Origin of the sequence: Desulfosarcina alkanivorans (assembly GCF_009688945.1) — a bacterium.
Lineage (GTDB): Bacteria > Desulfobacterota > Desulfobacteria > Desulfobacterales > Desulfosarcinaceae > Desulfosarcina > Desulfosarcina alkanivorans.
In genome coordinates this window covers 4,483,084-4,494,502 of record NZ_AP021874.1, presented here as the reverse complement: position 1 = coordinate 4,494,502, position 11,419 = coordinate 4,483,084, and the positions used below count along the sequence as shown (strand labels likewise).

The following is an 11,419-nucleotide window of genomic DNA, read 5'->3' as shown; positions in this document are numbered from 1 at the left end:
GGCCTTAAGTTTACAGTTCATTGCCTGGTGTCGATCCGGAAATAGCCATTAATGGATGGGCACGACCTGAAACCACATCAACGCCATGGAGGCCTCGATCATGATTGCACTCAATGATACCGGCCTGTTTCGCCAACAGGCCTGGATAGACGGAAAATGGACCGATGCCCGATCCGGCAAGACCATCGCGGTGACCAACCCTGCCGACGGCAGCAGCGTGGGCACCGTGCCCGCTGTTTCCGCCCAAGAAGTCCGCCAGACGATCGACGCGGCCGACAGGGCGCTGCCGGCATGGCGCCGCCGCACCGCCAAAGAACGCTCGGAAGTGCTCCACCGCTGGTACCGCCTGATGATGGATCACCAGGAGGACCTGGCGGCCGTCCTGACCAGTGAGCAGGGAAAGCCCCTGGCCGAGGCCAGGGGGGAGATCGCCTTTGCGGCCTCGTTCATGCAATGGTTTGCCGAGGAGGCCAAGCGGGTATACGGGGATACCATACCGGCGACGTCAGCGGACCAGCGCATCATCGTCCTTCGACAACCGGTGGGGGTCTGCGCGGCCATTACCCCCTGGAATTTTCCCGCAGCCATGATTGCCCGCAAAGCGGCCCCCGCCCTTGCCGCCGGCTGCACCATCGTGGTCAAACCGGCCAGCCAGACGCCGCTGACCGCCCTGGCCCTGGCCGAATTGTCCCAGCGGGCGGGGGTTCCCGCCGGCGTCTTCAACGTGATCACCGGATCGGCAGGCATCATCGGCGGCGAGCTCACCGCCAGCCCCATTGTCCGCAAACTCAGTTTCACCGGTTCCACGGAGGTGGGGCGAACGCTCATGGCCCAAAGCGGTGCGACCATCAAGAAAGTTTCCCTGGAGCTGGGGGGCAATGCACCCTTTATCGTCTTTGACGATGCGGACCTGGATCAGGCGGTGCAGGGGGCCATGGTGTCCAAGTATCGCAACACCGGCCAGACCTGTGTGTGCGCCAACCGGATATTTGTTCAGGACGGCGTGTACGATGATTTCTCCAGACGGTTTGTTGCCGAAGTGCAGAAGCTGAAGGTCGGCCGCGGCGTGGACCCTGGCGTACAGCAGGGACCGCTCATCGACGATTCGGCCCTGGCCAAGGTGTCCCGCCACATCGACGACGCGCTTTCCAGGGGCGCCACGCTTCTGACCGGCGGAAAGCCCCATGCCCTGGGCGGCACCTTTTTCCAGCCCACGGTGCTGGGAGACGTGGATGCCGACATGGACGTCGCCGCCGACGAAACCTTCGGCCCGGTGGCCCCGCTGATCCGTTTTTCATCGGAAGCGGATGCCATCCGCATGGCCAACGACACGCCCTATGGCCTGGCGGCCTACTTTTACGCCCGCGATTTCGGCCGGATTTTCCGGGTGTCCGAAGCCCTGGAGTTCGGCATGGTGGGCATCAATGCGGGATTGATTTCAACCGAGGTGGCCCCCTTCGGCGGGATCAAGCAGTCGGGCATCGGCCGGGAAGGGTCCCGTTACGGCATGGAGGAGTACCTGGAGATGAAGTATCTGTGCCTGGCCGGGATCGAGGGCTGACGGGGCGGTTAACGCATTTTGTCCCGATTGAAAACCGACCCGCTTTGGGCTATACCCTTTCGTGAACCTCGCAGGTTCTGATTGCAACACCACCGGCGCAGAGGCCCTGAAGCGAAGATGCCCATTCAACTCGATCTCATTGATTTCGTACGGCGACGACAAACCACGGACGAGGGCGACGGTGCCGTTACGGAATCGCCAGCCGCTGCCGGGCCGGACAAGCAGGCCGATGCGGGTTTTGCGCTGGACGTGGGCCGGGCGGTCTATAGCGCGCTGATCATGCGGCCCGTATTCGAGCTGGAGGCCCGCCGCTTCCGACTGGGAGACGCCGACGACCCCGGCGTCATATGGGATGGGCTGGACCTGCTGTGGCTCGCCTTTGCCATCCTTGATGTCATCTCGGAGTTGACCGAGTACCAGTCCGGCGCCACCCGCGCCGAAATTCTGGACCGGATTTGTCCCCTGGCCCGCAAGCAGGCGGCGGCCTGCGGGATCGAGGCCACCGGCGAGGGACTGGCCGATGTGCTGGGCAAGGTGTTCGATCATCTGGTCAACCGCCACAACCGCTACCTGCCCTTCGAATACACCTGGTTCGACGGCACCGCCGGCGAATATCGCCACCGCCGGTTCTGGCTGATCAAGACGGTATACACCGGCGAGGGGCGCGAGGCCCTGTTCACGCTCACCGACGAAGGCTATACGGCCTATTTCGGGCTTCACGAAACCGGCGCCCTGGATGCCACGGCCATCGGCAATCTTCGGATCAAGCTGCTGATCGAGCGGGGCAACGTGGCCGACGCCATCTCCGTTGCCGACGGCAACCGCAAGCAGTGCGCCCGCAAAGCCCTGGAGGTGCGCACCACCCGCCGGCAGATCCGGCGCAACATCCACGCCGTGGACTTCGGCCGGGTGCGGGCACTGGCCGAGGATGGCGTCAGCCAGGCCACGACCATCCAGAAGGAGGGGCGGCGGCTGCACAACATGGTCGTCGAGAGCCTGACCCGGTCGGCCGGCAACCGGCACGAGGCCACGCTTCACCGGTTGGCCGAGAGGCTCGAGCGTCTCAACACCCAGCTGATGAATCTTACCACCGAGCTGCAGCAGCTTCCCGATGATTACGACTATCACAGTTTCAAGCTCTTCCGGCGGCGCAGTCTCGGTGCGTTTCCGCCCATGGAGGCGGTGATGCGCCGCCTGTGCCGCCTGGGCGAGGACGACGCGGCGCGGGTGGGCGCGGAGTTCATTGCCCGCATCGATCCGCCGGCCCAGCGCACCCTGTTCGATCCGGCGGCGGTGATCGAGGCGTGCGACCGGGCCCTGGAGCGCCAGAATGTGCCCGGGGACCGAAGCCAGCCGGTTCACGAGATCGACGGCAGCCCGATCCGGCGCTTCGAATCCGAACTGAACGATCGGCTGATGCACGATGCTTTCGAACTGGTTCACGACATGGTGGCCTCCGACGGTGAGGTCCTGCTCAGCCGGTTGCTGGAAGCGGCGTCACACCGTGCCGCCGCTGCGGATGACGGTGATTTGCTCCCCGTGGCCGTGGCCATGGCCGTGTTCCAGTGCACGGTGGAGCGGCGTCTGGCCGCCAGGCACCGCATCCGGGTGGCGGTGCACGATCCCGGGCTGCGGGTGACGGTGCCCCTGTGTGCCGGCCGCCGCTACCGGGGTCACGACATCCGGCTGATCCATCAGGGCGCCGTTCGGGCGCCGGAGGTTTCCCCATGAGCGTCGAGACGATTTATGAAGCCAATCGGCTCATCTACCTGAGCCTGGCCTACAGCAGCGGCCGGAAACGCATTGTCACCCAGAACAGCGCCGAGATGACCGAACTGGTGCAGCGGTTCCAGGCCGAGGAAGCCTTCCGCTCGGCGGTGGATGCGGGCCTGCGGGCCATGGCGCTGCGGCTGCTGGCCCTGGATGAGGGGGGGCTGCGCCTGGCGGCGTGCAACGCCGACGGTTTTTTCGCCGCCACCTTGACCGACTACGGCCGGCTGCTGGCCCGCAGCGACCTCAAGGCCGCGGATGTGCTGCCGGTGCACTGTGCCGTCGCGACCGCCTTTTTCCCGACCGAGGCGGACCTGGACATGCCCGTGGAGGACCTGGGCGCCATCACCATGGAGGACGTGATCGCCATCCTGCGCCGCTTTGCCCATGCCGAAGCCGCCCTGCCCGAAGAAGAGGACCGCCTGCACCCCCAGGTGCGCAGCGTGGCCCGGCGGCTGCGGGAACTGCCCGAAGACAACCCGGACCGGCTGCGCGCCGGCGCCGGCAATTCGTGGGTGGACCTGGTCGAGCGGGTTCTGGAGCACCTCGTGGAGACCGGCTACCTGCTCGTCTTCGAGGAGACCCCCGGCGACGTGGAGTACCGACCCACACCGGCATACCAGACCTCCATGCGGGAGGGGATCGTCTACTCCTTCCACGCGTTCCGCGATATTCTGGCCGACCATGCGGAAACCGGATCGTCGGCCGAACCGGGAGAGAACGACGATGTATCGACTCTGTAAAATTTTCATCAGCGACATCACCGCCGGAGAGAACCTGCTGCGCAACGCCTTCGTGCCCATCGTACGCGAGAGCGGCCAGGCCGACCACGGTGTGCTCTTCGCCGCCAACGGCACCTGCAAGACCACCGTGCTGTCGTTCATTCTCAACGTCTTCTCCCCGGACCAGCGGCGTTTCGTCCAGCATCTTCAGTCCACCGGGGACAAGACGCTGGAGCAGTACCTGATCCCGGGCCGTCCCGCCGTGGTGATGCTGGACATGGCCAGCCTGGACGCGCCCACCCTGTTCGACGCCGCCCCCGAGGCGCACCTGGTCCTCGGCCAGCTCCTCTACCGGCATCGCAGCGCGAAGGACAAGGTGGACCGCCATTTCTTCATTGCCCATTCCCCTGATTTCTTTGAACGGCTGCGGGAGAAATGGAACCCCCTTCTGGATCAGGAGCAGCCCTGGCGGACCGTGCGGGATTTCGCCGCACCGCACGTTCAGCACACCACCAGTCAGAAGGAGTGGACCGACTCCTTAGACCGGCTGGGTTTAGACCCCTGGCTGATCGACCGCCAGATCGACTTCGCGCGCAGCGAAGGCGGTATCAAGGATGCGTTCAAGTTCCGCTCCGAGGCGGAGTTCCTCAATTTTTTCCTGGGATGCGTGGCCGACATGGACGCGGCCGTCACCCTGCGCGACACCATCGGCAAATCCTTGAAGAAGATGGAGGACCGGCCCCGCAAGATCGCCCAGCTCGGCGTGGCGCGGGACCTGAAGGCGCGCATCGCGGACTTCGACCTCCTGGCGCGCACCTGGCGCGACGCCGGGGATGCCGTGGCCGGCTCCCAGGCCGTTCTCGGTGAGGCGGCCCACCTGATGAAGCAGGCCGACGACGCGGCCGCGCGCCAGCTGAAGATCCTCGATCCCGCGATGAAAGAGGCCGACGGACAGCGCCTCGCGGCGCGCGCCCGACGGGAGGCCGCCCGGGCCAACGCCCTGGCCGTTGAGCGCCTTCAGGTCCGGCAGCAGATCGCCCAGGCCGGGCGGGAGGTCGAGCAGGCCGAGACGGAGATCCGGTCGTTCAAGGACGAAGAGAGCGCCCTCAACGCCGCCGGCTTCATCGCCGACATCCGCCGCCAGCGGGCCGAGGCGGAGATCCGGCGGGACGCCCTGCTCCAGGCGGATGCGGCGCTCTCGCCCCTGCTGCAGCGGATCGACAACCTGGCCCTTCAATACCACGCCCGCCTCGACGCGGACCGACGACGGCTGCTGGACGAGGTCGGCGAACGGGAATCGCGTATCGTGGATCTGGCGTCCGCCGCAACGGCCGCAGAAGGGCGGCGGGCAACCCTCGCTGCGCAACAGGGAGACCTGGAGGAAAAAATACTCGGCAACGCCGCCCGCGTCAGGGCGGCCGAAGAGCGCCGCGACGCCCTGCCCCTGAAGCCGGGCGAACGGCCCGAGGATGCCCGGGAGCGTCTGGCCGAAGCGATCGGCGCCCTGGAGGAGCGTCTCACCGCCGCCCATGGCCGCCGCGCGGCTCTCGATGAGGAGATGCGCGCCGGCGACAGCCGGTGGCGGACGCTGCAGAGAAAACGCTCCGAGGCCGACGTCCACCGGCAGCAGGCCGGCGAGCGCAAGGACGACGAGGCCCGGAAGCGGCAACAACTGCTGGCCTCCCCCCACCTTCAGCGGGTGGCCGGCAAGCCGGAATTCGCACCCACGTCCGCCGAACTGGTGTCCCGGTTCGACGACACCATCGTGCGCAGACGGGATCAGCTGGCCCGTAAAGAGCGGCGGCGCCTGGACCTGGAGATGGAACTGGAGCGGCTGACCGGCATCGACACCCTGACCGTCGACGACCAGACGCGCAAGCTGATCGCCCACTGCCACGCCGAGGGGATCTCCCCCGGCGAATTGAAAGCCTTCCCCGAATACCTGGCCGGGCTGTACGCATCGCCCGGTGAGATCGCCCGGTTCATCGAGAGCGATCCCGGGCGATTCACCGGGATCATGGCCGCCACCGAGGCGGTCGTCGAGGCGGTGCAGGGCCTGCCTGTGCCGGAATGGCTCCACCGTCCCGTGGTCGTCTCCACCCCTGTGGCGCCCGACCGGCTGCAGGCCGTCGCACAGGCGGTGATCTGTCCGAACGATCCGGGTGTCTACGCGAAACACCACCTGGAAAAAACCCGCGACCGGGTCCGCGAACGGCGCGACGCCCTGGTCAGGGATATCGACGAACGGACCGGCGAACTGCGCGAGATGGCGGCCGACAGCCGGGACCTGCACGCCTATCGCGAGACGTTCCCGGACGCGGCCGCCGTGACCGCCCTGGCCGAGCGGGTGCGGGAACTGGACCACACCCTGGCCGATTTGACTGCAAAGATCGCCGATGCGGATGACCTGTCCGAGACCCTGCGGGAACGCAAGGCCGACCAGGAGCAGGCCATCCAGGCCCTCGCCGCCGACGCGGTCCGCCTGGCCGAGCGCCGCAGCCAGGTCGAGGCCTGGCTGGGGCAGTATGCACTGCTGGAAGACTGGAAGCGGGACGCGGAGGAGATGCTCGCCGCAAAGGCGGCGCTGGCCGCCAGCATCGATGCCGAGGACCGGAACCTCAGGCGGATCGAGGCGGAGGCGGCCGACTTCAGGGGCGACATCCGGGAGCGGCGCATCCTGATCAAAGGATTGGATGAACGCGCCGGCGATGTTCCCAAACCCGAAGACGCCGTCCTCTCCGACGGAGACCGGGACGCGGCCCGGAGCATGGATCGGGCGACCCTGAAAACGCTGTTCGAAGAGGCCCGCGAGCAACAGCGCCGCAAGGCCGACGAACTGGGCATAGAGACCCTGCAGAAGGAGTTGGACACGATTCAGGCCGCCATCGGCCAGAGGGAAGCGCGGCTGGAAACCCAGCGCCGGGATCACCCCCACGACGCCGCTCTGGCCGATCGCTGGGCCGCCCGGAGTACGGCGGACAGGGACGCGCGCCGGCAGGAGATCAGCGACGCCGTCGAGGTGCGTACCGGCAAGCGTGGCGGCCTGCGTGCGAGTATCGGGCATTGGAAGGAGGAGGTCCATCGGCAAAACGACGCATTGTCCGAATTCGCCGGCAGGGGCATCCGGCCGGATATTCTCGAGGCGGATCTCGCCGGTCAGGACCTGGTCGGCGTGATTCACCGTTTCCAGCGCGAAGCGGACCGCCACGAACAGACCCACGAACGCCTGAGCCTGCGCTGCCGGGAACTCCAGACCGCACTCAAAGCCCACGCGGATTGGCGTCAGGAGACCCGGATCGGCCTGGCCGAGACCCAGGCCTTCGCCCCGGTGTGGGACCAACACTCTCCCCGTGAGGACTGGCCGGACATCGCCGGCGCGCCGACCGTGGACGCGGCCGTCGCGGCGGTGCGTACCCTGCAGGCGCAGGTGCGCGAGCGCATGGCCGCCTGTGACAAGGAACGCAGCGCCGTGGATGCGGCCCGCCGCCGGATGGGCAACGGCTTCGAACGCCTCCAGGCCGACCTCCAGGGTGAACGCTTCCGCAGCCACCTGCCCGCCGTGATCGACGAACTCAGGCGCCACGATACCGAATCCCTCGGCGTCCAGGCCGAGGAACTGATCGGGCGCTGTGAAGAGATCGCCCAGAACATGGAAAGCGACCTGTCGATTTCCCAGCAGATCATGGACAACCTGGTGGACATGCTCCTCTCTCGCGCCAAGGAGTATCACCAGAAGCTGCAGACCGCTGCGCAGCAGCGCCTGCCCGCCGACGTCTACGTCTACGGCGGGCAAAGCATCCTGCGTGCCGGCACGCGGCTGGATTTCACCCGCCATGGCGAGGATTTCAGGCGGTCGGTGGAAAACTGGCTCCACGAGCTGATCCAGCAGGACCGCCTGCCCGAAGTCAATCCGCGTGCGGGCAACTGCCTGGGCGGGGAACTGCTCTATCAGCTGCTGGGGGCCGCCACGGGCAAAAAGACCTTCGGCATCCGTCTGCTCAAGTGCGACGACACCGGCCGCAACTACGAACCGGTGGGCAAGGACCTGGGGTCGGGCGGCGAGGCGCTGACCACGTCGGTGCTGCTCTACACCCTGCTCATCTCCATGCGCAAAAAGCGCCACAGCCACCCCGACGGCCGCATCCCCGCCTTTCTCGTTCTGGACAACCCCCTGGGGGTCTGCAACCGATCGGATTTTCTGGATGCCCAGTTGAAGGTCGCCCGGGCCATGGGCATTCAGTGCGTGTACCTGACCGGCATCAACGACCGCGAATCCCTGGACCTGTTCGAATTGCGGGTGGCGATCCGCAAAGGGAACAAAAAGGTCGAGGTCGATCACACGGCCTACGACCTGCTGGAGGTCGCCGAACTGAACGTGGAGAAAACCGATGAATCCGTCCTGGCGTGATGCCGTTCTGGCCGGGCTCGGTGCCAGCCGGCGACGGCGGGTGCCGGTGGAGACCCTCGCGGAAGCCGTCCGCCGCCTGACCGCCGGGCACCTGTCCGACTTCGAATTCCAGGACCGGCTGCGGGAAACCCTGAACGCGCTGGCGGAAAAGGGACGCCTGCGGCTGCCGAAAGCACGGCATCTCTGGGATCGCCGGACCGGCCTGCCGCGTTACGTGACGGCCATTCGCGCGGATGAAGATCAGCGTCAGCTGACCCGGCGGCAGACGCTGGCCGCGCTGCGCAATGAAACCGCATGGGAACCCACGCGCATGGTGGCCTTTGCCCACACCCTGCGGACCCGGGCGGAGCTGGAACGGGCCGTCCGGGTGAACCGTTACCTGCGCGACCGTCCGCCGGCGCCGGTAAGGGTGCCCCACCGGGAACGGGCCTTGCGGGTGTTCGGCGATGAAAAGGCCCTGGACGTCCACACCCGCACCGGGCTGTTCGGCGGCCGCATCACCCTGGACGACCTGGACTGTTTCTACTGCCCGGAGCCGCTCCCTTTCCGCTCCTTCTCCCTGAACCCGGACGAGACCGCGGGAAAACCCCTGCTGGTCGTGGAAAATTCCAGCACCTACTGGAGCTGCTGCCGGGCCAACGACACCCTTCACCGTTACGCCGCCATCGTCTACGGCCAGGGGTTTGCGGCCTGCGCCGCCGAACGCGCCAGCGACGGTCTGCAGGAAATCCAGTATCAGGTGGCCGCCGCCGGTATCCGCTACTTCGGCGACCTGGATCCCACCGGCATCGCCATTCCCTGTCGCATCAACCGGTACCGGGAGGAGAAGCAGATGCCCCCGCTGGCCGCGGAGCGAGGTCTCTATCGGGCCCTGCTGGAGAAAAACCGGCCGGTCCCCTACGCCCGCTGCCAAAAAAACGATCACGACGCGGCCCGGGCGCGCCGATGGCTCGGCCGGGACCTGGCGGCGCGTTATCTGAAAAACGTCCATACGCTGCGCTGGCCACAGGAAGGCCTGAGCACCGGGGACATTGAAGCCGTATGGGGATCATTGCTTACGCATGCGTAAACTTTTTCGACTGCGACCCTATCAGAAAAAGGCCGTTGCCGCCGTGGTCTCGCGTTACCGGGAGAAGCGCCAGCGGCGCATGCTGCTCTACCTTCCCACCGGTGCCGGAAAAACCGTGATCGCGACCCACATCATCAAGGCCCTGCGCACCACGAGGGCGTTCGGAAAGGTGCTTTTCGTGGCCCATCGCCGGGAAATCATCGACCAGACCGCCCGCACCATCCGGCGGCATCTGCCGGGGCTCAAGGTGCAGATCGAGCAGGGAAAGCGAACCACCAGGGGGGAGAGCGACATCCTCCTGGCATCGGTCCAGTCCCTGGTGCGGCGTAAGGACAACTACGATCCCAGGGCCTACGCCCTGATCATTTGCGATGAGTGCCACCGGGCCCTGGCGCCGAGCTGGGCGGAGGTGATCGATTATTTTCATACCCGGGCCGACCGGGACACCCTGCTGCTCGGGATGACGGCCACCCCGCAGCGCACGGACGGCAAGTCCGCCCTGGAGATTTTCGGCCGCACCGCATTCGAAATTTCCCGTCCGGACCTGGAGGATCTGGGCTATCTGGCGCCCATGCGCTATTTCACCATCCGGGGGAAGCTGGACCTGGACAGGGTCAGGATGTCGGCCGGCGATTTTCAGGTGGGCGCGCTCTCCCGGGTGATGAACACGCCCGCCAACCGGGCGTTGTCCCTCAAGGCGTGGATGGAGCAGGGCGGGGGGAAAAAGACCATCGCCTTTTGCTCCGGCGTCGACCACGCGTCAGATCTGGCCGCGGATTTTTCGACCTTGGGGTTCCGGGCGGAGATGATCGACGGCAAGAGCAAGCATCGCGGCGAAATCCTGAAGCGCTTCACCAATGGCGACATCCAGGTGTTGACCAACTACGGCGTGCTCACCGAGGGGTTCGACGATCCCGGCGTGGAATGCATCCTGATGGCCAGGCCCACCACGTCTCCGCTGGTTTATACCCAGTGCATCGGAAGGGGCCTGCGGACGGCTCCCGGCAAAGATGCCTGCATCGTCATCGACATCGTCGACCGAAGCGCCCATCCCCTGCAATACGGGGCCACCCAGATGGCGGGCCTTCCGAATAAATGGCGCAGCCGCGGTTCGGATCCGTTCCGCCAGGCCCGGTCGGTCTCCGGAATCAAGGTCACCTGCCCCGATGCCTTCCTGCGCCTGCGGGAGGCCACCTCCATGGAAGCGGTTCAGTCGATTTTGATGAGCCTTCCGCCGGAGGTGGTTACGGCCGGTCTGGACGGCGAACCGGTGCTGCACTATGAGGCGAAAGAGGAACGGTGCGCCCTTGAAACGGCCCGAAAATCGGCCCGGGACATCCTCAGGCAGGCGGGGGTGGCTGGCGCCAGGTTGAGGGTGGATGATACGATCCTTCGAATTGCCTTCCGGTCACCCGGGACGGAGAACGAGCGCTATGCCTACCTGAAGTGGCACCTGGAAAGGGTCACCGGGCGTACGGTGCGCTATGAAATGCCCAAACGCAGAGGGCGACCCTTAGGCCCCCGGACATTGCTCCTCTCGATGCTGCCCGAAGGGTGCCGCATCAACAACCTGGACGCAGACGAACAGGGCCATACGATCACCGCCAGCGTGGCCGGCCTCACGCCCGATGAGATCCAGGGGGTTCAGGATGACTTCGAAAATGAATCCGGCATGACCTTGGATTTGAAAGGACAGATGTCGCTGTTTTAGAAACGTACGGTTCGAAACGTCGAACACCGAACGTCCAACATTGACCGAGGTTTTTTCTCTCGCCCGCTTCGCTCGAGGGCGCAGAGACACAGAGGTGTTTGTTTTCTGAAGAGAAACCAAATGAAGAACAAATGGTCTGGTTCCGTTTTTGTCTTTTGATCTTTGGGCATCAGCCCAA

Annotated in this window: 6 protein-coding genes; all 6 read left to right on the top strand. The window is 65.9% G+C overall.

Features of this window, described 5'->3' with window-relative positions:
- Positions 1-100 precede the first annotated feature (100 nt).
- Entirely contained in the window at positions 101-1,561 is a 1,461-nt protein-coding gene (gabD, locus tag DSCA_RS19640) for an NADP-dependent succinate-semialdehyde dehydrogenase (RefSeq protein ID WP_155318043.1), read from the top strand.
- Positions 1,562-1,678: 117 nt separating this feature from the next.
- Positions 1,679-3,292: a hypothetical protein gene (locus DSCA_RS19635; protein WP_155318042.1), complete on the top strand. Its 1,614-nt coding sequence runs from the start codon at positions 1,679-1,681 to the stop codon at positions 3,290-3,292.
- Positions 3,289-4,074, top strand: coding sequence for a hypothetical protein (locus tag DSCA_RS19630; RefSeq protein WP_155318041.1), 786 nt, complete (start codon positions 3,289-3,291; stop codon positions 4,072-4,074). Before DSCA_RS19635 ends, DSCA_RS19630 begins: the two co-directional genes overlap by 4 nt.
- Entirely contained in the window at positions 4,058-8,461 is a 4,404-nt protein-coding gene (locus DSCA_RS19625) for a coiled-coil domain-containing protein (RefSeq protein ID WP_155318040.1), read from the top strand. Before DSCA_RS19630 ends, DSCA_RS19625 begins: the two co-directional genes overlap by 17 nt.
- Complete coding sequence (locus DSCA_RS19620; protein WP_155318039.1) at positions 8,442-9,530, top strand: hypothetical protein; 1,089 nt, start codon at positions 8,442-8,444, stop codon at positions 9,528-9,530. Before DSCA_RS19625 ends, DSCA_RS19620 begins: the two co-directional genes overlap by 20 nt.
- Entirely contained in the window at positions 9,523-11,241 is a 1,719-nt protein-coding gene (locus tag DSCA_RS19615) for a DEAD/DEAH box helicase (RefSeq protein WP_155318038.1), read from the top strand. Before DSCA_RS19620 ends, DSCA_RS19615 begins: the two co-directional genes overlap by 8 nt.
- Positions 11,242-11,419 lie beyond the last annotated feature (178 nt).

Bases quoted from the DNA above. Each gene is read 5' to 3' on its own strand.
- gabD (WP_155318043.1), top strand. From the start codon at position 101: ATGATTGCACTCAATGATACCGGCCTGTTTCGCCAACAGGCCTGGATA.
- DSCA_RS19635 (WP_155318042.1), top strand. From the start codon at position 1,679: ATGCCCATTCAACTCGATCTCATTGATTTCGTACGGCGACGACAAACC.
- DSCA_RS19630 (WP_155318041.1), top strand. From the start codon at position 3,289: ATGAGCGTCGAGACGATTTATGAAGCCAATCGGCTCATCTACCTGAGC.
- DSCA_RS19625 (WP_155318040.1), top strand. From the start codon at position 4,058: ATGTATCGACTCTGTAAAATTTTCATCAGCGACATCACCGCCGGAGAG.
- DSCA_RS19620 (WP_155318039.1), top strand. From the start codon at position 8,442: ATGAATCCGTCCTGGCGTGATGCCGTTCTGGCCGGGCTCGGTGCCAGC.
- DSCA_RS19615 (WP_155318038.1), top strand. From the start codon at position 9,523: ATGCGTAAACTTTTTCGACTGCGACCCTATCAGAAAAAGGCCGTTGCC.